At 49.7% G+C, this 22,291-nt stretch carries 17 protein-coding genes; 12 read left to right on the top strand and 5 right to left on the bottom strand.

All coding sequences use genetic code 11. The annotated features are described in order from the left end of the window. Positions 1-36: 36 nt before the first annotated feature. The 3 genes from LU196_RS14615 to fimA form a co-directional block, all read right to left on the bottom strand. A complete protein-coding gene (locus LU196_RS14615; protein WP_232760556.1) occupies positions 37-699 on the bottom strand; it encodes a fimbria/pilus periplasmic chaperone in 663 nt (220 codons plus the stop codon). A gap of 67 nt (positions 700-766) precedes the next feature. Next, positions 767-1,306 carry a fimbrial protein gene (locus LU196_RS14610; protein ID WP_232760480.1) on the bottom strand — a complete coding sequence of 180 codons (540 nt, stop codon included), beginning with the start codon at positions 1,304-1,306 and terminating at the stop codon, positions 767-769. 57 nt (positions 1,307-1,363) lie between these two features. Beyond that, the gene (gene fimA / locus LU196_RS14605; protein WP_232760478.1) at positions 1,364-1,909 is read right to left on the bottom strand and encodes a type 1 fimbrial major subunit FimA; all 546 of its coding nucleotides are present in this window, start codon (positions 1,907-1,909) and stop codon (positions 1,364-1,366) included. A gap of 612 nt (positions 1,910-2,521) precedes the next feature. Between fimA and LU196_RS14600 the strand changes: the two genes are divergently transcribed. From LU196_RS14600 to LU196_RS14590, 3 genes are all read left to right on the top strand, one after another. Beyond that, positions 2,522-3,145: a response regulator gene (locus LU196_RS14600; RefSeq protein WP_232760476.1), complete on the top strand. Its 624-nt coding sequence runs from the start codon at positions 2,522-2,524 to the stop codon at positions 3,143-3,145. Between the two features lie 155 nt (positions 3,146-3,300). Next, a complete protein-coding gene (locus tag LU196_RS14595) occupies positions 3,301-6,600 on the top strand; it encodes an ATP-binding protein (protein ID WP_232760475.1) in 3,300 nt (1,099 codons plus the stop codon). Positions 6,601-7,384: 784 nt separating this feature from the next. Beyond that, positions 7,385-8,005, top strand: a complete 621-nt coding sequence (locus tag LU196_RS14590; RefSeq protein WP_232760473.1) for a LuxR C-terminal-related transcriptional regulator — start codon at positions 7,385-7,387, stop codon at positions 8,003-8,005. A gap of 646 nt (positions 8,006-8,651) precedes the next feature. On the opposite strand, the gene LU196_RS14585 is transcribed toward LU196_RS14590, so the two are convergent. Continuing rightward, complete coding sequence (locus LU196_RS14585) at positions 8,652-8,807, bottom strand: hypothetical protein (RefSeq protein WP_232760472.1); 156 nt, start codon at positions 8,805-8,807, stop codon at positions 8,652-8,654. A 392-nt stretch (positions 8,808-9,199) separates the two neighbouring features. Here LU196_RS14585 and LU196_RS14580 point away from each other — a divergent pair, with 392 nt between their 5' ends. The 9 genes from LU196_RS14580 (at position 9,200) to LU196_RS14540 (ending at position 20,700) form a co-directional block, all read left to right on the top strand. Next, positions 9,200-10,480 carry an HlyD family secretion protein gene (locus LU196_RS14580; RefSeq protein ID WP_232760470.1) on the top strand — a complete coding sequence of 427 codons (1,281 nt, stop codon included), beginning with the start codon at positions 9,200-9,202 and terminating at the stop codon, positions 10,478-10,480. Further along, positions 10,461-12,590 carry a peptidase domain-containing ABC transporter gene (locus LU196_RS14575; protein ID WP_232760469.1) on the top strand — a complete coding sequence of 710 codons (2,130 nt, stop codon included), beginning with the start codon at positions 10,461-10,463 and terminating at the stop codon, positions 12,588-12,590. Before LU196_RS14580 ends, LU196_RS14575 begins: the two co-directional genes overlap by 20 nt. Before the next feature lie 421 nt (positions 12,591-13,011). Beyond that, positions 13,012-13,377 carry a hypothetical protein gene (locus LU196_RS14570; RefSeq protein WP_232760467.1) on the top strand — a complete coding sequence of 122 codons (366 nt, stop codon included), beginning with the start codon at positions 13,012-13,014 and terminating at the stop codon, positions 13,375-13,377. A 135-nt stretch (positions 13,378-13,512) separates the two neighbouring features. Beyond that, the gene (locus tag LU196_RS14565; protein ID WP_232760465.1) at positions 13,513-14,661 is read left to right on the top strand and encodes a dienelactone hydrolase family protein; all 1,149 of its coding nucleotides are present in this window, start codon (positions 13,513-13,515) and stop codon (positions 14,659-14,661) included. Between the two features lie 94 nt (positions 14,662-14,755). After that, complete coding sequence (locus LU196_RS14560; protein ID WP_232760463.1) at positions 14,756-16,084, top strand: FAD-binding oxidoreductase; 1,329 nt, start codon at positions 14,756-14,758, stop codon at positions 16,082-16,084. 190 nt (positions 16,085-16,274) lie between these two features. After that, the gene (locus LU196_RS14555) at positions 16,275-17,216 is read left to right on the top strand and encodes an ATP-binding protein (RefSeq protein WP_232760462.1); all 942 of its coding nucleotides are present in this window, start codon (positions 16,275-16,277) and stop codon (positions 17,214-17,216) included. Positions 17,217-17,225: 9 nt separating this feature from the next. Next, positions 17,226-18,482 (top strand): hypothetical protein, encoded by a 1,257-nt coding sequence (locus tag LU196_RS14550; RefSeq protein ID WP_232760460.1) that lies wholly within the window; start codon positions 17,226-17,228, stop codon positions 18,480-18,482. After that, the gene (locus tag LU196_RS14545; protein WP_232760458.1) at positions 18,479-20,056 is read left to right on the top strand and encodes a methyl-accepting chemotaxis protein; all 1,578 of its coding nucleotides are present in this window, start codon (positions 18,479-18,481) and stop codon (positions 20,054-20,056) included. Before LU196_RS14550 ends, LU196_RS14545 begins: the two co-directional genes overlap by 4 nt. Then, a complete protein-coding gene (locus LU196_RS14540) occupies positions 20,053-20,700 on the top strand; it encodes an OmpA family protein (protein WP_232760456.1) in 648 nt (215 codons plus the stop codon). The genes LU196_RS14545 and LU196_RS14540 overlap by 4 nt, the downstream gene beginning before the upstream one ends. A gap of 258 nt (positions 20,701-20,958) precedes the next feature. On the opposite strand, the gene LU196_RS14535 is transcribed toward LU196_RS14540, so the two are convergent. Continuing rightward, entirely contained in the window at positions 20,959-22,245 is a 1,287-nt protein-coding gene (locus LU196_RS14535) for a PAS domain-containing methyl-accepting chemotaxis protein (RefSeq protein WP_232760455.1), read from the bottom strand. Positions 22,246-22,291: the final 46 nt, after the last annotated feature.

Here is a 22,291-nt window from a genome sequence, read left to right as displayed (position 1 = left end):
TCCAACACAAAAAATCAGACATTGCAGTTTTAGGCTTTACTCTGTCTTTCCGACTATTTTTTGTGTCAGTGCCCCATAATCATTGATAGCTTTATAAGTGATCTGTGAACCCGAATCAGCAGGAATTGTCATCTGTATTTTACCCATAGGAGGTACTAAAGCATTTTCCAGCACACGAGTCCCTGCATTAATTTCTGTTAAAGTTAAATAATATGGAGTAGGGTTCATTATAGTTAACAAATTACCTACTCTTTTGAACCTTACTTTGCTTGGTGCCTCCTCTGGTGGCAAATCCAAATCACTAGGCCTATAAATTAATTTTATCTTACTCACAATCGCGATCTGCAGATTGTTACTTTTCAATAAATCCTTGTCGACAGCTGGGATAGCCTTAACATTTAACCAAAATAGGCTTTCGCGATCCTTAGCTAGCTGACCATTTGTTACATCTATAATGCGTAAGGTATTTTCCTTTTTACCTTTCATTGTAAAGAGAGGGGGGGTTACAATAAAAGCACCTTCTTTTTTACCATTCGCATCCTCGACCCATGACTGTATTAAGTAAGTGCTTTCGTGGTCGTTATTTGTCACAGGCAACTGAACTTGTTTTTGCCCAGCGGGATAAATAACACGTGTAGCACCTAATGCAACGCCTGCATAACTTACATTAGAGCACATCAAGGAAAAAATAAATAACATCACTATCTTACCTATACGGTAAAAGTATGTTTTTTTAATCACAATAACACCTTTCATGATAATAAAATTATAGGTAAGTCAATGCAAACCAAGCCTGTGAATTTACAATCCCGCCTGATACAACCTTACTCGTGGCAATATACTTTGCTGTAAAGTTAAAGGTAGTTATTCCTTTATTTATTTTTTTCCAATTTCTTTCAAATGTGTTTATAGGTATGATTTTGTTTTCATCATCAAAGATGCCTATTCCGATACCTTGCGCAAAGGACTCTCCTTCACCATTTGAAATTACATTAGGGCTTTTACCATCTGCAGCTGCCCAAAATGACACCGATACTTTGTTTCTGACTTCAGGTTTGCAGTTTTGCAGTCTGATTTCAAATGCCACAGGATTTGCAGTATCCCCTAAATATTTAAAGCGATTACTACTTACACTTCCCATGTTGACAATCATTTGCCGATTCCCAGTCTCAACGTCGCACGCTTCAGCAATAACCTCGCCTTGAAAGCGCATCAAACCACCAGGTAAAGTCACATTCCATTTATTACCAGCTAACGCTGACGAAGATATGAAAAGTATAAAAATCCCCAAAGGTATTTTTTTCATATACTTGCTCCGATTGAAAATGGGCGTCCTTGCCCATCATTAATTTTTCTTCTGCCTTTATTGATACTGAACCTTGAATGTGGCATCAGCATTAGCTGTACCAGCCGTCGAGGCACCAATCGCATAATAACGAGCCTGGAAAGGAATAATATTTGTACCGTCGTTAAGAGTACTTTCAGCACTGAAAGATGTTCCGTCCAGTTCAAGAGGGGTTCCTGTTTTATCTAGAATCTGAACACCTACGTTGGTTGCATTACCTGCACTCGAGTTTTGTAATGCCAGTACAGTCGGATTTGATCCATCAATTGCAACACCAGTGAAAGCTACAGAAGCTTTAGTAGAAACGGTAGTGTCACAATCATTCAATTTGATATTAAATCCAACAGCAGTGCCCGTATCACCACTAGCTCCAAGTTTTGCTGTACGAACCTGTCCAAGCTGAACGGTTTGATCAATTGAGCCTGCGTCAACTGCACAAGCGGCATTAACTACTTCACCTTTGAAATGTACAGTGCCGCCATTAACTGTGGTCGCTGCATGCGTTGCTGATGAATTTACAGCAAGCACTGCTAACATTGCTAAAAGTGATTTTTTAAACTTCATTATTTCCCATTCCTTTTTTCAAAAAAACACGTGTACTTGTCATTTGACGGACGTTGTTTCAGATTTCAATCATTTCCAATTGCCTGAAAACAAATTTATTTAATAGTAAAAAAAAAGTTCTTCCTATCAGACAGTATCCTGTAGGGATGTAGGAAAAATCTTATTGTATTAAAGCAACCACAGATTAGAATGTAACTATATTATTGTTTTAATTAGTAAATAAAAAGAATCTGCTCAGCGCGTATCGAATTTCAGGTCATTCTGAATTTGGTATTTAAGAATAGTGCTTACGCCCTAATTAAAAACCCTGCTATAATTGACATTAGTTACTTCTTTATAGAGTCTTATTACATTAACTTCATAGATGGATTTTGTACTTTTGATATTGCGTATCTTTTCGGTTTACGGCTAAATTGAAAATACCCTTAACATCAATCACATTCTTCTTTTATGTGGGATTATGAACAAAGAAAGCAAGTAATTGATTTTAATAGATATTTATGGTTGAAGTTTTCAAGGTAAACTCTCAGAACGAATAATGCATAAAAAAATAATCTTGCATGATCCAGATTAAGAATATTCCTTATTTTTATTAACCAGGGTATAATAGATATGGCCAATTTTATCGTTGTTGATGATCATTCCTTAGCACGCCTTGCCATCCGATTACTGTTGGAAAAAGAAGGACATATTGTCATTGCTGAAGCTGAGGTGGGCGATGGCATTGCTTCGCTTGTAAACCAGCACTGCCCTGACGGATTGATCATGGATATAGATTTACCCGGCATTGATGGTATCGAAGCCATTGCAAACTTGCGTTCTTCAGATATCACTATTCCAATTATAGTTATGAGTGGGAAAAATCCTGACGTTTATATTCGCCTAAGTAAAAAGGCAGGCGCAAACGGTTTCATAAGTAAGCAGAATAACTTAACTGATTTGACACAAGCAATTAATGTGGTTTTTAGCGGTTATGGATACTTCCCGTTCAAAATGTATGAGCTCTATCATGACCATATTGGTGAAACCGATTCAAATCTTTTAAGTCAGCTATCTAAGCGAGAATTTGAAGTATTACGTTTGATAGGTCGAGGAAAGGAAATCATTGATATTGCAACGCAGCTGAAAATAAGTAACAAGACTGTTAGTACATACAAATCCCGACTGATGGAGAAACTTGGTCTGAAGAACCAGATGGAAATGCTTGAGTTTATTCGCCGTAGTAATATTTCATGATGCTTAAGTACCTTCTATTTCTTTGGGTGTTGCTCTTACCAGACCTGCTCTGGGCCGCTCCTACATCACTCAGTTACTCCCCGTTGACTTCGCCTGAAGTGTCTTCGCCGTCCCTAAGCGATGCACAATGGCGTTGGCTCGGCCATAAAAGAGAGATGACGTTAGCTCTTTATGGTCCTGCTCGCCCACCATTAGTCAGAATCTCTCCTTCAGGTCTTCTTTCTGGCTTTATGGCAGACTTTATCTCGACGGCGTCTCATAGCTTGGGTTTAACGCTCAAAGTGGTGCACTATAATCGTGCTGACGAAGCCTTTGCTGCTCTGGATGCAGAAATAGTAGACCTGGTTTTCAGCCCTGCAGGTGATACAGTACCGGTTCGCTATAAAGCAGAAGATCTTATTACCATAGAAAAAGCCAATCCAGTAGTAATAACTCGCCGTACCGCAGCCAAACCTGTGTCGAAAGCTAAATTTACACAAGAGGAAATTCCCGCTCGACGCTTGGCTCAATTGGATCAAGGTACTGTTGAAGCTGTTACCTTACCTGCAGTAGAGGCTTGGTATCTTATTGAACGCAATTATATTAATACGCTCGAGGTCTCAGATATTTCAGCGGCTCCTATGACACCTTATCAATTAGTTACCGGGGCACATAACCTACTTTTCAGCGACGCCATGCATGCTGCCATTTCAAATCTTCGCAGCAGTGCGGTCGGAGAGAAATTAGCGTCGCGCTGGCAGGCTAATGATTTGCCGCGCTTTATTGATACGCCTATAAACCTATCTCCAGAAGAAAAAGCCTGGCTTGAGGCTCATCCTGAGATTTCTGTAGTATCATCGGCATTCAATCCTCCTTTTTTTGTTAGAAATCCTGACGGAGGCCTTGCAGGCATTGGCCCAGAACTATTATCGCTAATTGGCCTACGGACGGGGCTACATTTTCGCTATATCGATATCAGCGACAGCCGTAACCTTACTCAAGCTCTTGACCGGGGTGAAGCAATGATGACAGCGCCGCTGATCTGGAGCCAAGAGCGCAGCAAGGATCTTTTACTCACATCTCCTTTTATGTTTACCCCAATGGTAATGGTTACCCGTAGTGCGTTTAAGGGTAATGTAGATCGGGCCATTCTAACTCCCGGCCATAATATGTCTTCCTGGTTCACCTCTATATGGCCCCAGGCTCAGATTCTTAGGTTAGGCAATCCGGCCCTCGCTATACAGCAGGTGGCACAAGGTAAGGCCGACGCTACTTTCACCACCCTTATAAATGCACGCTACATTATGCAGGGCTTATACCGGGGACAGCTACATCTTCATCAAGGCCTACCGGTTGCAGATGCAGCTATAGTTTTTGGTGTACGGCACGCTGACCCGGAGCTACGTAGCATACTAAATAAAACCATAGCGTCCTTACCACCAAGAATCATTACTGATGTTCTGGCACATTGGCAATCTACACCGGGCGTTCGTTACGATACATGGAAAATTTATCGTCAAGAGTTTTATGCAGGTGTGGCTGGGGCGTTGGTACTCATAATCGTTACAGTAATTTGGGCTGTAATGCTGCGCCAACAGGTTAGACGTACGCAAGGCGCTAAAACTCAGCTTCGCCAGGAAATTATGTTTCGTGACAGATTGATTAATGGTCCCCCGCGTCCGGTATATGTTGCTCGCTCAGATGGCGAAATTATTCACAGTAATGTTGCTTTTAAGAGCTGCTTTAGCGGAGAAGCTGCAGAGCATCTGAATTTGTCGTTATACGATATCCGCCATCCTCTTCATGAGGTGTGGAGGAACTGCATGCAGAACCCGCCAGTTAACGGCATCCCACAGGAGGCTGAATTTATGATTGAGCCGTGTAGCGGCATGCATCAAAACATACGTCACTGGATAACAAGTTTTGGGGAAGATGGTGGAGGTGAACTAGGCTATATTGCAGGGTGGCAGGACGTCACAGAATACCTCAATATGCAATCTGCCCTACAGCAGTCCCAATGCGATGCTGAGCATGCTAACCGGGCTAAAAGTCATTTTCTCGCAATGATGAGTCATGAAATACGTACACCACTCAGTGCTGTTATTGGATTGCTGGAACTGCAGGTGCAGGAAAAACGGGCCGACACTGAGCTTATACGGGTGGCTCATGAGTCAGCCTTAACTCTCATGTCATTAATAGGTGACGTGCTTGACATAGTGCGTATTGAATCCGGAAAGATGGTTTTGCACCCTCGCTGGAGTTCTCTAGAAGCACTGGTGCGGCCTGTCGTTCAGGCATTTAGCAGTTTGGCACGTCAGAAAAATATTATACTGCATCTTGACATGCCTGATGGCTATGAAATTTATACTGACGATAATCGTCTTCGGCAGGTAATAGCGAACCTTATAAGTAATGCCGTAAAATTTACAGAGCAGGGCAGGGTTCACGTGCAAGTCATTCTTAATGAAGATAAACTTCAAGTTATAGTAAAAGACACTGGCTGCGGTATATCTGAGCAAGATCAAGCACGTTTATTTGAACGCTTTGAGCAGGCAGTAGACCAGACTGCGGGCGGTAGTGGACTAGGGCTTGCCATTTGTCGGGAAATTGCTTCGCTTATGGAAGGAACCCTCATTCTTGAAAGTAAGCTGACTCATGGTAGCACTTTTACACTATGTATACCTGTACAGAGCCGAGCTTACTTGCAGTCTGAATGTATTGATTCGTCGCTACCTACCTTAAATTACTCCCGTAACATACTAATAGTAGATGATCATCCTGCAAACCTTCTATTGATCTCACGTCAGCTTACATTGCTTGGCCATCAACCTTTCACAGCCTCTGATGGTGTAGAAGGAATGCAAATTTGGCGAGCGAAACGTCCTGAAATTATCATTACTGACTGCAGCATGCCAGAGCTAGACGGTTTAGAAATGACTCGTCTTATTAGAAAGGAAGATCAAAATGTGGTTATCATTGGTATTACTGCCAACGCGCAGGAGACCGAACGAGTGCGATGTCTGGCCGCAGGCATGAACCAGTGTCTTTTCAGACCGGTAAAACTCTCTAGCCTATCAGAAGCCATTAATACTTATGAATTTAGCTCTGAACAGGAGAGCGACCTGAGTTGCTGGCTAGATTCAGCGACCTTGGCGTCCTATATTCCTGACAGTCCTAAAGAAGGTAAACAATTTATTCAAACTGTCATTTATGAAACCCGGAATGACCTCCAGGCTGCACGTAAGGCCGTTATGGCAAAAGAGCTATCATCGGCATACCGTTTGTTTCACCGTATGGCAGGTACATTACGTGTAATAGGTGTTGAAAAACTAAGTGATCAGTGTTCAAAATTGGAGGAACTCGCAGAGATGGAAGAAGAAGAACAATTTTTACTCCATAACATTTCAATAGCAGAAGGTCTGCTTGAGGCTTTCAATGACGCTTTTTTGGCAACGTTTAATAATGAATCAGACTAAGACATTACTTACAGCATTGACCGACAATATCTGATTTTATTTTGATCCCACATATCGTGTAATGGTTTCAACAAAATATACGGAATTAAGAATGTTAATCTTGATATAACGAGGAATTATAGCTTTTTTTTTGATATTGTTGGCCACTCTCGTAATAGTTATGCGGGGTTGATCGATAAATATATGGCAAGGAATGAAATTCTGAAAGATCTTCTAAATTAAGTTTTTTAAGAGCCATTTTAAAACATTTCGCAGAGGTCAAAAACACTTAAAATGCTTTCTCTTTTCTTGCAGGCTTTCCACCTGGCACTAGTCAAATCGAAATTATTAATATTTAGGATGAACAGTAATAGGCTACATGAAAATATTTTTTGAAGCAATAGATACATCTCAAAACTTACTTATCGCGATAAAACTAGCGGATATTTTTATTACACGCGACCATTAAGGTAATCTAGTGGTCTTAAAGTTATATAATTAAAAAAACAAATCCTAGCAAAAAACATAGCAATGATAAGGGTGCTAAGGAAAAATTAAAATATTCATCCTTAAAATAATATCCACAAACTCTCCACCCTGAATACATTCTAATGCCGACCATGGAATGTAAAACCAAAAGAATAAAAATTTGAAAGGTAAAGAAACAGCTTGTGTAGGCATGCTTATACAGAACACTCCTAAGCAAATATAAATAATAATATCTATCTTGAATTTACGTTGCACATTCAGGAAAGATGTCAATTCAAAAATAAAAAAACTTAACTATTAAGCAGGGTATGAAAAAATGTTTAAAATAACTGTCTTAGATAACAACGTTTGGGTGTCTGAGGGGATTAGATGCTACTTCAAAAGTAAATATGTTGAAGTCAACATGGTACAATATAACCATTTAGAGAGCGCCTTTGAAAAGATCTACCATTCTGATGTTATTGTTAGTGAGTTATTAATATTCAACCGCAAAAGACCATGCTCTTTTGAGAATATCATGGCTTTGAGAAAAACACTCCGCTCAAAATGCATGATTATACTAACAACCATAGAAGATGAAGCTCTTGTTAATTATGTAAGAAAGAAAATCCCGCAAGCAACTATTTTGAACAAAAAAACAAAAACTTGCGAATTAGCCTTGAAGATTATAACCAAGCTCACCAATGGCGAAAACACAAAAGAGGAGTTAAAAACAAAACCGGGTAAATTAATTTGCCTTACGGACAAAGAGATGGAGATACTACAGCATTTATTAATGGATAAAAAAATAAATGACATTGCTTCACATTTTAGAATTCTGCCAAAAACAGTATGTCACCACAGGAAAAATATAATGCTTAAGCTTAAATGCAAAAGTTCCATCGATTTAAACAACTACATAATAAAAATAAAGCATAAGCTTGGGATTGATAATTAGTTTATTTTTCGACTAAAACATATCGCAGTGTTTTAATTTTTTTAACGGAGATATAAAAACAGGGTTATCAAATGACTTCACCTATATAGTATTTTTTTATGGAAATCTTTGGTTAGGGAATGCCTCTTTTGCTGTATACTTATCAACTCTAACTATGAACATTCCACTATTCATTTCACTGCGGATTGTAGCTGTGTTGATTTCTAGGCCATTAATCTACATGGCGGCATGGCGGCATGGCGGCATGGAGGCATGGAGGCATGGAGGCATGGAGACATGGAGGCATGGAGGCATGGAGGCATGGAGGCATGGAGGCGCCAGATGATGTCAGAGCAGAGTACAGTGGTCAGACGGCGCCGTACGCCCGGCGCAGCCAGTTACTGACTGATATATTGCGCTACCTAACCGCTTCCTTGTATCTGCTAAGCTTGGTCTCATTTTTCTCTTCCTTGAAAAAACTGCCGGGTACAATTTCAAGTGCTTCATTGTAGCATGCAGGGCAGCGCCAGTGCGGAATCGTGTCTTCAGTAAACGCTGTATAGAGAAGAGGGATGCTCTTGGTAGCGTATCTTCTTTAAAGGCGGTCATAGTAAAATGATACACAATTTAGGCTTTGAACCTCCAGTGACCTGCCCCCCGTTGATTTCTATAGGTTCTGGCGTAATTTCGAATCCAAACTTCTTTGATGACGCTTCAAAAGGCCAGGGCCTTGTTGAATGTCAATCGTGGAAATACGTCCAGAAGTGTTTTGTGCAGCCATCCCTTGTGCAACAAGGGTTTTATCAAATATCCATTTGAACATTTTTAATTCTCCTTCTACAAAAAGATTAAGCCATAGGCTCCTCTCCATATTGATTGAAGAACCATCCCTGCCGTGCTTGCCCTTCAAGGTTCATGAGACCACGTGCGTCTCACTCTCGATTATACCCAGATATTTTCTGTTTCAGGAAGTTAAGGGTGTTTTAAAACGCTTAGCTGGCCTTCTTGATAGAGTGGTTGTATTTATTACGCGATCGATTAAATATATTCGATAAATAAAAATTAAAAATTCTTAAATATAAAATTATCTATTTTTTGCTTTACAGTGAAGGTGCTAACCCCTAACTTCATGTCGCGGTTAATGCATTAAATAGAAAGGCCGTTATTTAATGTGCGCACTGTATTGTTTGATGTTTATTTATCTATGGAAAGCTTATGTTCAGAAAGGATGCGGTCACACACCACGCCTGGCATGCACGTGTATTGCTGCTTCCCGGCGTTCCGTGGGGGTGGGTAGCGAGCGGATGTGCGCTGTTTATGGCACTGCTGTTGCTGTTTTTGATCTACGGCAGCTACACGCGACGGGTAACGGTGAGCGGTGAAGTCTCGACTTTTCCCCGTGCGGCTAACCTCTACGCCACCGTGCAAGGCGTGGTGGTCAAGCAGTTTGTCAAAGAGGGGCAGAACGTCAGCGTGGGGATGCCGCTGTATGAGATTAACGTGAGTAAAAGCAGTAAGCAGGGCGTAATGAGCGACAACCAGCGTAAGGAAGTGGAAGCCCAACTCACGCGCATCACGCAAATTATCGATCGCCTACAGCAGAGCAAAAGCAGCGCGCTGGCGATGCTGACGCAGCAAAAAAAGCAGTACGAGCAGGCGTATCGCCGCTCAAGCGACATCGTTACGCGCGCGCAAGAAGGCGTTCGTCTAATGAAAAGCACGCTGGATAATTATCGCGATTACCAGCGCCAAGGCTTAATTACCCGCGATCAGCTCACCAATCAGGCCGCGCTTTACTACCAGCAGCAAAATGGCCTTCTTAATTTGTCGAGTCAGAACGAGCAAAACGCACTGCAAATTGTTGCGTTGGAGAACCAGCTCACTCTGCAGGCCGCGGATTTTGACAATCAAATTCATCAGATGGCGCTTCAGCGTGCCGAACGGCAAAAAGAGCTGCTGACCATCGCGGCCACGGAAAGCGTCATTGTCCACGCCGTGGCCGAGGGGTACGTCAACGCCTTGAGTGTCACCGAAGGACAGATGGTTAACGTTGGGGATAGCCTGATGCAGCTTTTGCCGCAGCGCATTGACCATTATGCGCTGGTGCTATGGGTGCCGAATCATGCGGTTCCTTATCTGGCCGTAGGGGATGGCGTCAATATCCGCTACGAAGCTTTTCCCGCACAAACGTTCGGTCAGTTCGCGGGCACCCTTTCACTGATCTCAACCGTGCCGGCCACCGCGCAGGAGATGCTGACTTGGCAGGGCGCGCCACGCACCGCCATTACGGGCAGCGAGCCGCTGTATAAGGTGGTGGTGCGTCCGGCAAAGCAGACCATCGTGTATCAAGGCAAAAGCGTGGCGCTGAAAAACGGCATGAAAGCGGAAAGCATTCTTTTGCTGGAAACACGCCCACTTTGGCAATGGATGTTCTCACCGTTTTACGATCTCAAACACAGCGCAGCGGGGAGAACTGATGCCTGGTTCGCGGTTTAAGCGCCTGGTCGATCAGCTGGCGATACGGCCGATAAGGCGAAGCACCTTGGTGCAGCAAACTGAAGCGGCAGAGTGCGGACTCGCGTGTCTGGCGATGATGTGTCGCCACTACGGTAAACCCGTGGACTTAATGAGCCTGCGCCATCAATATGCGCGCTCTTCGCGCGGTACGACGCTTGCCAGCTTGTGCGACATCGCCCAGCAGCTCGGCTTAGCCACGCGGCCGCTCTCGCTCGATCTGGATGAAATCACTGCGCTGCGGCTCCCTTGCCTGCTGCACTGGGAATTTAATCATTTCGTGGTGCTGGTGCGCGTAAGCAGGCGACGCATAACGTTGGACGATCCGGCGTTGGGGCGGCGGCATCTCACGTGGAAAGCCTTCTCGAACGGCTTTACCGGCGTAGCTCTCGAGGCGTGGCCAGACAGTCATTTCACTCCCATGGCCGTCCGTCATCAGTTCAGTCCGGGCAAACTGCTGCGCGGGGTTCACGGGCTGAAACCCGCCCTGGCAAAAATCTTCTGCCTGTCGCTGGTGCTGGAAAGCATTACCCTGCTACTGCCCGTCGGCACGCAATTAGTGATGGATCACGCGATCCCTGCCAACGATCGCAGCTTACTCACGCTGATATGTCTTGCTCTGCTGCTCTTCATTCTACTGCAGGGCGCTGTGAGCATGGTGCGCGTCTGGTCCTCGCTGGTACTGGGCACGCTCATCAATGTGCAATGGCAATCCAAACTCTTTACACATCTATTGCGCTTGCCGCTGGACTATTTTGCGCGGCGGAAGCTGGGCGATATTCAGGCGCGCTTTGCCTCACTGGGCGCACTGCGTGACACGTTCACTGCCAGCATTGTCGGCGCGATGATGGACAGCATTATGGTGGTCGGTGTGCTGGTGATGATGCTGCTTTACGGCGGCTGGCTCACCGCGGTTGTCACGGCCTTCATGTTGATTTATGTGCTGATTCGGCTTGTCAGTTACCCCTATTATCGGGCGCTTTCGGAGGAGGCGCTGGTTAAAGACGCGCGCGCCAGCTCGTTTTTTATGGAGACGCTTTTTGGTATTGGCACCGTTAAAATGCAGGGCATGGGGGCGCGCCGCGCTGAACACTGGCTTAATTTGCATATCGACAGTATCAACACCGGTATCCGTCTCAGCAAGGTGGAGATGCTGCTGGGCGGGCTGAACTCGCTCATTGTGGCGTGTGATAACGTGGTGATTTTATGGCTGGGTACGCGGCTGGTCATGGACAACCAGATGACCCTCGGGATGTTCGTCGCCTTCGGCGTGTTTCGCAGCCAATTCTCCGATCGCATCCGCTCGCTGATCGAATTTCTGCTGCAGCTACGCATGACGAGCCTGCATAACGAGCGCATCGCCGATATTGCACTACATCAACCAGAACCGCGCCGCGTTGATATTCCTTATCTCGCAGCCTTGCAGCCCGTCACGCTGCAGGTGCACGCTCTGCATTATGGCTACGAGGGTGATGCGCCCCGCGTATTGCACGACCTTACGTTCACGCTTGCCGCCGGGGAAAGCGTGGCGCTCGTAGGGCCGTCCGGCTGCGGGAAAACCACTTTGATGAAAGTACTCTGTGGACTGATCCGACCTGACAGCGGCAGGATCGAGGTGGACGGTATTGATATTCAGCAATTAGGCATCAACAACTACCAGAAACGTATCGCCTGCGTGATGCAAGACGACAAGCTATTTGCCGGGTCGATTCGGCAAAATATCTGCGCCTTCAGCGAAGAGGTGGATGAAGCGTGGATGCTGACCTGCGCGCGCATGAGCGCGCTGCACGAGGTGATTGACGCCCTGCCTATGCGCTACGAGACGCTGGTTGGCGAGCTAGGGGAAGGGCTCTCCGGCGGCCAGAAGCAGCGGCTGTTTATCGCCCGCGCGCTGTATAAAAAACCGGGACTGCTATTAATGGATGAAGCTACCAGCGCGCTGGATGCTGAAAGTGAGCATCAGGTGAGCTTGGCCATCAAGCAGTTATGTATTACGCGCCTCATCATCGCGCATCGTCAGACCACCATCGCCTCAGCCGATCGCGTGATTGTTTTGTCACCGCCAAACGCGATCGCGCATGCGGCAAGGTAAGCGTTTAATGCGCGCGTGTGCCGCTCAGGGGGGCTGTGTAGAGAGATAGACCTCTGACCAGGCCGCAAAGAACTGAATGAGGTTCACGCCGCGGCACTCACCCGTGACTTGTAAACCTATTCGCCTCATTTATGTTTACAATGCCGCGGCATTTAAGGGTAGTTTGAGGGGCTAAACCGCGAACAGTGACTGCGCGCGCGATAGCGCCGCACCCTGCCGATCGGCCATAAAAGAAACGTGCAGTTATATTATCTTTATTGGTTAACAGTATTAAAAATCACCCTCGGCTTTTATTATTTACTCAACCCTTAACTTAGCTGTTTGTAATTATTTTCAACACTTTTGCACATTGACGCTGTTTACGGATTTCGCTAAATCAAAGCAATATTATTTTAAGGGGTAAGCGCCCGGGTATTTTCTTATGATCGGTGTTCATCATCTTACGCAGACGTTAATCGCCAGATTCAGACAATCCCATAATCTTCTGTTTGCCGCGCACCAGCTGGCGGATAACGATCCCGATTTGGGCTTGATGCTCAGAAGCCTCGCCGACATCTCCGTTGAAATTGAGACGGAGGCACATTTTCTTTCTGTTATTGCTCACGAGCACAACGCGCTGGGTTATCTGGCACCCATCATCAACGCTCAGCACTCGCTGTGGCAATGTATCTGGAATGTGAGTCACTGCAACGAAGCATTAACCTGTCGTGAAGATTTGCTGTGCCTGCGTAGCGATCTCGACGCGTTAGAAATGCTCGCTCCCTCTCTCGCGAAACGGCTCTCTTAAAACAAAGGCGTGTTTATTAACTTAACGACACGATGGCACCTATTAGCCGTATTGAGGACGGGAAATGCTAAAAATAACATCGATCCACCGCATCAAGCATGTCGCGTGCGGAAAGCCATTATGAGGTATGCAGCCATGAAAAGCCCCATTGTCACTTTCACCACGCTTATTGTGACGCTGTTATTCTTATCGGCTCCCGCGCTGAGCGAGAGGTCTTCACAGCAGCAATTCGCTGGCCTTGTGCGAGAGCCTCTCCGCTTGCAGGTGACGTTGAGCAACGGGCAACCGGCGATGCTGGATGCCTTTGTGACGCGCCCGGCAGGGAAAACCGCGCTGCCGGTGGCGTTAATCACGCAAGGTTCTACCGGCAACGCGAAATTCGACCGTGGCGTGATGAACCCGAATTATTTGTCTTCAACGGCGCTGGCATTTGCGCAGCATGGCTATGCGGCGGTAGCGGTCATGCGTGAAGGGTATGGTGACTCCAGCGGCGAGGCGGAATATACCCATGGCACCTGTGCACAGCCGCGTCATACGTTGGCTGGTCAACAGGACACCCGGGATCTGCTCGCGGCGCTGGCTGGCGTAAGAAAACAGCCGTGGGCGTCCGCCGATACGGCGGTGCTGGTGGGCATGTCGGCGGGCGGCTTTGCCGTGCTTGCCGCTGGTGCCGTCAATCCTCCGGGCGTCAAGGCCCTGATTAATTTCGCAGGCGGCAGAGGCGCTATCGATGGCAAACGGCTGTGCGATAAACCGGGCCTGCTGGCCGCTTTTTCTGCCTACGGTAACGGTGTTAACGTGCCTTCGCTGTGGCTGTATGCCGCGAACGATAGCGACTTTTCGCCGACCATGGCGCAGGATTTTTACACGGCTTATACCGCACACCGCGCGCCCGCGCGCTTCAGCGCCTTACCCGCTTTCGGCAACAATGGTCACGTGGTGATGGATACCGCGCCGTCCGCGTTTTGGTGGCCGCCGGTTGGCGCGTTTCTGAAAGAAAACGGTCTGCCGTATCGTGAACAGATCGCGCTGCCTGACAGCCCGCTCACCGCACCCACTCAACTCAACAATGCTGGCGGCAAACAGGCTTTCGCGGCATATCAGCGCGCGCGGCGCTACGAAAAAGCGTTTGCCGTCGGCGAGGACGGCAGCTGGGGCGCCGCCTACTGGGCCCGCACCGCCGATGCCGCCGCAGCAAAAGCGCTAAGCAACTGCAATCAGCACCACGCGGGGCACGTCGGTTGCCGCATCTATGCGGTGGGCGATGCGATCGCGGGAGCTTAACTCGCGCGCGGAATAAAGGCTGCTAACGCACGGGAGATTGGTTACAGTGCAGGGCGAGACTCCGTGCACCCGTTAGAAAAGGTCCCCTTTAGCTATGCGTATTACACTTCGTTGCGTTGCAAACAGTGAGCGTTTTCCCGAAGCCGTGGATGTGGTGGTGATTGGCGGCGGTATTATCGGCGCGTCGGTGAGCTATGAGCTGGCGAAGCAGGGCGTGTCGGTGGCGCTGTTTGAAAAGGGAGTGATTGCAGGCGAGCAGTCTGGCCGGAACTGGGGCTGGGTACGCCAGCAAAATCGTGACCTCTATGAGCTGCCGATGGCGATGCAGAGTCTCGCGCGTTGGGCGGCATTGCGCGCGGAAACAGGACTCGATTTGGGCTTTCGTCGCGCGGGGATCGCCTACGGTACGGTGCATGAACAGGATGTGGCGCGCTGGGAAGCGTGGGGCGCCAAGGCGAAAGAAATGGGGTTTGTGAGTGAGATTCTCACGGCCGAACAAACGCGTGCGCGTCTTGGCACCGGAGCCGCCTGGAAAGGCGGACTGTGGTCGCCGCTGGATGGCCGCGCCGAGCCTGCCCTGGCTGCGCCAGCCATCGCCACCGGGGCTCAGCAACTGGGCGCGTTTATTCATCAACGCTGCGCCGTGCGTGCGCTGGATATCAGCAACGGGCGCGTGTCAGGCGTATGGACCGAGCGCGGTCGCGTAAAAGCCGAGCGAGTGATTTGCTGCGGTGGTGCCTGGAGTTCACGCTTCTGCAAGCAGTACGATATTGAGTTACCGAGCGCGAACATTCTCGGCACCGCCTTCAAAACTACCCCGGCAGCAGAGATTACACAGGGCTGCTTGAGCACCGGCAGCGTTTGCCTGCGCCGCCGCGAAGATGGCTGCTATACCGTGGCGCTGGCGGGCCGCGGTCAGGTCGATCTTGCGCCGCAGAATATCCGCTACGCCCTGAAATTTTATCCGCTTTATCGCAGCAAAATCGCCAAAAAACTGGGCTTCCGGCTGAATCGCGCATTTTTCAGCGGCCCGGAAGCGGCAGGGCGCTGGACGCACCGCGACGTCTCTCCGTTTGAGAAAATGCGCGTGCTCGATCCCACGCCGGATAGCGCGCAAATCCGCGAGGCGCTACAGCAGTTGGTGCAGCTTTTTCCCCCGTTGCAGGGGATTGCGGTCGATCACGCCTGGGGCGGTTGGATCGATACCACGCCGGATTTGGTGCCCGTAATCGATCGCATAGACAGCGTACCGGGCCTGTTTATCGCGTCCGGTTTCAGCGGCCACGGCTTCGGCATTGGCCCAGGCGCAGGCCAGCTGTGTGCGCAACTGGTCAATGAACAGCCGTTGTTCACGGATATCACGCCTTACCGGCTGGCGCGTTTCGCGCAAGGCGCGTCGCTGCGCCAACCGCAGATGATGTGAGCCCTAGGCCAGCCGTGAGTCAAACGAGGCTGCGGCTGGCGCCAGGCAGACACGCAAAAGGTTATCATGCCACCCTCCCGCCTTACGTTACCGTCATACCGCCCACGCTTCTGTTATCACTTAAATTTCATTAAACCTTTTATTAAGCGAGCCGATAAACGTTCCCATAGCGATCAACCAAGGATTGGGTATGTCAACGGCTAAAGCACCCTCTACGCTTCTTAATCAGGCCCGTGAGTTCAATAAGGCCCCGGAAAAACCCCCGACGCAAATACGCAGCCGCACGCCGCGCTTTACGCTTGAACAGGATGTTACGCTGTCGCTAACGGTACAGCAGCAGTTGGCCGAGGCGATGACCAAAATCCAGCACTATGACACCATTTATCACCAGTGGGGTTTTGCAGCGGTCGATCCCACCGGGCAGGGCGTGGCGCTCAATTTTTACGGTCCGCCGGGCACGGGTAAAACCTTGACCGCTGAGGCGCTGGCCGGGTCGCTGCAACAGCCCATCATGATGGTCAGCATCGCCGACCTTGAGAGCAAATTCATGGGGGAAACGGCGAAAAACATCGCCAGCTTGTTCCGCCAGGCGAGCGAAGAGGGGGCCATTCTTTTCTTTGATGAGGCCGATACGCTGCTCGGTAAACGCCTCTCCTCGGTGACGCAGGGCATCGATAACGAAGTCAACGCTATGCGCTCAACGTTATTGATTGAACTGGAAAAACATCAGGGCATTGCGATCTTTGCCACTAACTTCGTTAAAAACTACGATCCTGCCTTTCTTAGCCGCATTACTCAGCATATTGGCTTTGAACTCCCCGGTGAGGCAGAACGGCTGGCGATTTGGTCGAAAATGCTGGTCAGTGGCATTCCACTGGCGGGCGACCGGCAATCTTACCTGCACGAGCTGGTGATGCTCTCTGACGCCCTTTCCGGGCGGGATATCCGTAACTGCCTGCGTCTTGCCTTACCCAAAGCGTTAATGGGGGAAGGCCCACCTCGCTTGACCCTCAGCCACCTTAGCGAGTCGATCGCCCGGGTGCGCCAGGCGTACAGCGCCATAAATTCGGGCGCTGGCAATGCCGCGTCTTCGCAAATTGATGTTGCTAAAAAATTACTCGGTGTGAGCTAAGGAAAAATCATGGGTTGGATAAGAAACGTGTGGTCGTCAGTGAAATCAACCGTCGTGGAGATCGGTTCGTCGCTGGTGGAAAAGGCCAAAAGTTTGGCGAATAAAGCCATCGACTTTATGGCGGAGAAAGCCGAGGGTTTTATCGGTGAGGTCAATCAAATGTGGCAGCGGGTGAAACCGTTCATCTCAACGATACGCATCGTGGTGCAAAAGATCGGCAATCTGATGCCGTTTCCTTGGCTCAGAGGCGCGCTAGTGCTGCTGGACAAAGCGCTGGCCCTACTGGAAAGCATCGACAAAAGTCCCTTGGCGAAAAAAGTGAAGCAGGCCATTGAATGGATCATTAATTGGGCGAAAGAGCAGCAGAAAAAGCGCATGGATGAGGAGGCGATGGCCGAAGCGCGCCGTCATGCAGAGGTGCTGGCAGAAGCGCAGCAGCACCTGCAGGGTGACGCGCGCGGCGCGATCGATGCCATGGCGCTACTCAATAACTATCTGGTGGTCAAGGCCAGCGTCGAGCGCGCGGTTGAGCAAGACGATCTGCAAGACTTTGAATACTACCTGCGGCTGCGCGCCGTACAAAAACTGCTGGCGTATTACGACAGCGCAATGCTGAAAATTGAGCAGGCAGACGATATCAATCAGGATATGTATTTTATCGTTGAAGCGGCACAGGCTCTGATAGAACAGCATGCATCGTTCAGCGATGCGCAAACCCTCCAGCTGGATCACATGACCCAACGCCTGTTCGGCAAACCCATTATTCCGTTTATTTTTGAAGAGATGATCATCGCCTGGGAGATTAACCGTAAGGCGGTAGAAGAAGAGTGGGCGCTGCTGAATAGGCATCTTGCGAAAGACAACATGTTGTTCCGGCGCTTACAGCGTGCCAAAGCCAACGAAGAGTTGGAGCCCGAAGAGGGGGTGCAGCTCAACGATCTCAGCCTAAGTCTGCCACGTGACACCCAGCGGCTCGAGGCGCTGGGTCAGGATTCGCTGGAGAAACGCTTCTACGTCAATGCGGCGGAAGGTTTCCTGCAGATGCTGGAGAAAGACGAAGCCACGCTACTGGCGGAAGGGCGCGACTATCTGCTGGAGCAAGGCGCCATCGTGGGTCAGCTATTGATCGATTGCGCGCAGAACGGTCGCAGCTGGGGATCGCTGTCCGATCAGGAACAGGGGTTGATCGTCGATTTTGCCAACATCTTCGAGCAGGACTGTCAGGCGCGCACTCAACAGGCCCAGCTGGTTGAGGTGGCGGCATGAGTATGCTTCAGGAGGTCGGCCATTTTTTGGTGCCCGGCAACGATCCGATCCAGCTGACGTTTTTTGTCATTATTGCTTTATTGGTCGTGGTGAGCTGTGGGTGTGTCATGAAGAATGCCCGGGAGAGAAACTGGCAGCAAAATTGGCTGCACGGTGCAGCAGAGGGCGAGCCAGCGGGGCTAACCGCGGAGCATGGATCGGCGGCAGAACTCAGCCAGGCGATTGCAACCAAAGCGGAAAAAGTCGCGGTGATCATGCCCGGTATGCTGCTAATCATTGGCCTGCTTGGCACCTTTCTCGGTCTGGGTCTGGCGCTGGATAAAGCGTCGGATATCCTGCAAAACAGCGGCAACTCCGTCGGGGCGATGGACAGCTCAATGCAGGATCTGATGAGTATGATGCAGGGTCTTGGCACCAAATTTAAGACCTCAACGTGGGGAATCATTGCCTTTATCCTGTTGAAAGTATGGGAGTCGCTGTACGGCTTTGAGGAACGTCGGCTGAACTGGTGCATCAACAAGATGAAAGAGGTGATGAACCTCAGCCAGCAGCAGCGCGACGATGCGCAGCGCCAGCAAACAATCCAGCAGCAGGAGCACCGTTTGGCGGCATCCGGGCAGATCGTGGAGGCGCTTTCTGCTCAGACGGCGACTTTGCGTGAGACGTTTACCGCGCAGACAGCGGCACTGCGGGATGAATTTGCGCTGCAGGCCAAGCGCGCAGAAGAGAGCGATGTGCTGCGCCATCAGCATCAGCTGGCGGTGTTACATGATATTGCCGGCATCAACGAGCAGTCACGCGCGCTGCTGGAAATCTATACCACCAGCAGCCAGGAGAATATGGCCGCGCTTCAGCAGGCAGCCAGTACCATGAGCGATGCCTCACAGCGAGTGGCCGGTTCAGCCAGCAGCTTGCAACAGGTGGTGGACACGTTAGGCACCGAGTTGGGCAGCATGATGCAGGGCGTCAGTAAAGAGCTGAGCCAGGTGGTGAACAGCATGAGCGCTGACTTCAACCAAAACATTCAGCAAATGCGGACGCAGCTTGCGCAGTCCAGCGCGGAAATGACGCGCACCATGACCGCAATAAAGGATTCATTGAGCACGTCCATCAGCAATATGGATCAGGCGTTTGTCAACAACATGGGGCAGATGTCGCAGGCGCTGACCGAAACCACCGGAGAAATCAGTCACTCCGTTAACAATATGTCTGCGCAGATCGATCGCACAATGAATCAGGTTAGCGAGGAGACGAAAAAATCCGCCAATAATCTGAAGAATGCCATGAGTGAGTTCTCCGACACGAGCTTGGATCTCAACAGCAAGGTTACCGCGATGACCAAATTCATCGAAAAGGTCACCGCAGAAATTCAGCTGGGGCTACGCGCTGTCTCTAACAGTAATCAGCATACGGAAATGCTGCTTAAACGCTTTGGTGAGATTGCCGAAGCACAGCAAAATCTTCCGCGCGTGCTGGGTGAAGTTGGCGAGCAGATGAGCGGTGTACAAATGGAAGCGCGCCACATGCGTATGCTGCTGACAGAGAAAAAGAGTGAGGCGCTGCCGACAGTATGAAAGAGAAACCCAGTGAGTGGATCTCCATTTCAGACCTGATGGCGGGCGTGATGGCGGTGGTCATGTTGATGCTGGTGCTGTCGGTGTTGCAGAACAAGTTTGCTGCGTTCAAGCGGGAGCAGGAAAAAAATACCGGGCAGGCCGCCGAGCAGCGCAAGTTAAACGATCTGATGCACAGTATGCAGGACGCCGTCGCGCAGCAGGGTGACAGCGGCTTGGTGGCGTTTGATATTGGCAACGGTAAAATTACGCTGCGCGATAAAATCTTCGCCCGCGGCAGCGCGTGCATTACACCACAGGCCAAAGAGGCGTTGGCAAAGATCGCGCCGCGCGTGGCGGAGTTTATTCAGGGATCACCCTCGGCGCAGGTCTTTGTTGAAGGTCACACGGACAATCTGCAGGTTAGTAATCCGGTCACCGACTTTAGCCGATTCTGCACGGTTTATGACGATAACTTTACGCTCTCCGCCGCGCGCGCGCGCGAGGCGCGCAAGTTACTGATCGGCAGCCTTGACGGGCAAAGGGCTACGCGCGTGATCGTGGCGGGGTTTGGTGATTCGCAGCCGCTGCGCAACCTGTCACCAGACGATGAGCGTAACCGGCGAGTGGAAGTCCAGTTTCAAACCCGGCCGATTCGCGAATAACGGTGCTGCGGCATCATTCCTGCGCGAGCGTGGCGGGAATAATGCCGCATAAAGGTGAGTTTTAGGCAGGGTCGGGTTTCCTCAACGGCGCTGCTGTCGTGCTTTTGGGGGGCGCCATAAACGTCAGGCGGGAGCTTGGATTAACACAACGCATTATTCTGGCATTGGCGTGAGGCCCGGAGGCGTCAATGAAAATAGTGATACGGTATGCGGCTTCGCGCTCATGCCAAAGGGGCGCCGCGAAGCGCCCCTCGACCGCTACACATCCAGACGGTTAATCACATTGACAAACTCATGCACGCCGCTGTTGATCTCACGCAAATTGCGCGCCAGCACGCTGATTTTGTCCTGCTCGGAGACCACAAACTGTTTCACCTCACCTAACTGCTGATCCATCTGCTGAATCAGCTGGGTGTTGAGCTCCACCACTTGGGTGATCTTTTTGGTGGCGCTGGCGGTTGAGGCGGCCAGGCGGCGTACTTCATCGGCCACCACGCTGAACCCGCGTCCGGCTTCACCCGCGCGTGCGGCTTCGATTGCGGCGTTGAGCGCCAGAATGTTGGTCTGGCCGGCAATCATGTTGATGGTTTCGACCACTTCATTGATGCTTTTCGCGGAGTCATTCAGCTCAATGCCGATGTCGGTGGCCGCCTTGACCTGCACCGCAACCAGCCCGGAATTACGCACCGTCTCTTCCAGCACTTCATTGGCGTTGTCGGTGATTTGTGAGGTCTCTTCCGAGGTGGTCAGGGCGATATCCGCCACGCGCTTGGCGGCTTCTACGCGTGCGGTAATGTCGGAGGCGATCTTAATGACCTTATAGACATTGCCCTCGGCATCGAACACCGGGTTATAACTCGCCTCCAGCCAGATACGTTCGCCGCTGGCGGTTTTACGCTCAAAGCGGCCAACAAAATGCTGTCCGCGCGCAATTTTGCGCCAGAAATCCGGATTCTCCGCGTAAAACGCGTCAAAGCAGAACAGGCGATGGTGCTGCCCGGCGAGGGCGGGAAGCGTATATCCCATGTGGGTGAGAAAATTGTCGTTAGCGGTGAGAATATGGCCGTCTGGCGTAAACTCAATCACCGCCATGGATCGATCCAGCGCGGCGATCACCGCTTCTTTGTGCTCCAACTCCTGATGACGCTGCGTGATATCGCTGGCGAGTTTAATCACCTTATACACGTGGTCTTTTTCATCGCGCACCGGGAAATAGGTGGCGCTGAGGTAAAAACGCTGCTGCGCTTTATTGATTCGCTCGAAAATACCGGTCACGGACTCACCTGAGGCCAGCGTTTGCCAGAACGCGGCATATTCAGGTGTTTGAGAAAAGGCCGGCGGACAAAACATGCGGTGATGCTGGCCCTGAATGTCACGCAGCGAATAACCGGTAACATCGAGAAATTGCGGGTTTGCCGTCAAAATGTCGCCGTTAGGCGTAAATTCGATCCAGGCGACGTGCTGCTTGATCGCATTAACATCTCTCAGGACATTGCCACCTTTGGAAAAGGGCAGTGGAAGGTTAGCTGTCTTTACCCCGAACATGTGAGACCTCAGGCAAATAGTGATGGTTGAACGAAAAGGCACAGCG

Source organism: Pantoea sp. Mb-10 (genome assembly GCF_021272205.1).
Lineage (GTDB): Bacteria > Pseudomonadota > Gammaproteobacteria > Enterobacterales > Enterobacteriaceae > Pantoea.
The sequence above is the reverse complement of the archived record's forward strand: the minus strand, read 5'-3'. Positions and strand labels throughout refer to the sequence as shown.

Bases quoted from the DNA above. Each gene is read 5' to 3' on its own strand.
- LU196_RS14600 (WP_232760476.1), top strand. From the start codon at position 2,522: ATGGCCAATTTTATCGTTGTTGATGATCATTCCTTAGCACGCCTTGCC.
- LU196_RS14585 (WP_232760472.1), bottom strand. From the start codon at position 8,807: ATGTTCAAATGGATATTTGATAAAACCCTTGTTGCACAAGGGATGGCT.
- LU196_RS14575 (WP_232760469.1), top strand. From the start codon at position 10,461: ATGCCTGGTTCGCGGTTTAAGCGCCTGGTCGATCAGCTGGCGATACGG.
- LU196_RS14595 (WP_232760475.1), top strand. From the start codon at position 3,301: ATGACGTTAGCTCTTTATGGTCCTGCTCGCCCACCATTAGTCAGAATC.
- LU196_RS14565 (WP_232760465.1), top strand. From the start codon at position 13,513: ATGAAAAGCCCCATTGTCACTTTCACCACGCTTATTGTGACGCTGTTA.
- LU196_RS14540 (WP_232760456.1), top strand. From the start codon at position 20,053: ATGAAAGAGAAACCCAGTGAGTGGATCTCCATTTCAGACCTGATGGCG.
- LU196_RS14555 (WP_232760462.1), top strand. From the start codon at position 16,275: ATGTCAACGGCTAAAGCACCCTCTACGCTTCTTAATCAGGCCCGTGAG.
- LU196_RS14545 (WP_232760458.1), top strand. From the start codon at position 18,479: ATGAGTATGCTTCAGGAGGTCGGCCATTTTTTGGTGCCCGGCAACGAT.
- LU196_RS14590 (WP_232760473.1), top strand. From the start codon at position 7,385: ATGTTTAAAATAACTGTCTTAGATAACAACGTTTGGGTGTCTGAGGGG.
- LU196_RS14535 (WP_232760455.1), bottom strand. From the start codon at position 22,245: ATGTTCGGGGTAAAGACAGCTAACCTTCCACTGCCCTTTTCCAAAGGT.
- LU196_RS14550 (WP_232760460.1), top strand. From the start codon at position 17,226: ATGGGTTGGATAAGAAACGTGTGGTCGTCAGTGAAATCAACCGTCGTG.
- LU196_RS14560 (WP_232760463.1), top strand. From the start codon at position 14,756: ATGCGTATTACACTTCGTTGCGTTGCAAACAGTGAGCGTTTTCCCGAA.
- LU196_RS14580 (WP_232760470.1), top strand. From the start codon at position 9,200: ATGTTCAGAAAGGATGCGGTCACACACCACGCCTGGCATGCACGTGTA.
- fimA (WP_232760478.1), bottom strand. From the start codon at position 1,909: ATGAAGTTTAAAAAATCACTTTTAGCAATGTTAGCAGTGCTTGCTGTA.
- LU196_RS14615 (WP_232760556.1), bottom strand. From the start codon at position 699: ATGTTATTTATTTTTTCCTTGATGTGCTCTAATGTAAGTTATGCAGGC.
- LU196_RS14570 (WP_232760467.1), top strand. From the start codon at position 13,012: ATGATCGGTGTTCATCATCTTACGCAGACGTTAATCGCCAGATTCAGA.
- LU196_RS14610 (WP_232760480.1), bottom strand. From the start codon at position 1,306: ATGAAAAAAATACCTTTGGGGATTTTTATACTTTTCATATCTTCGTCA.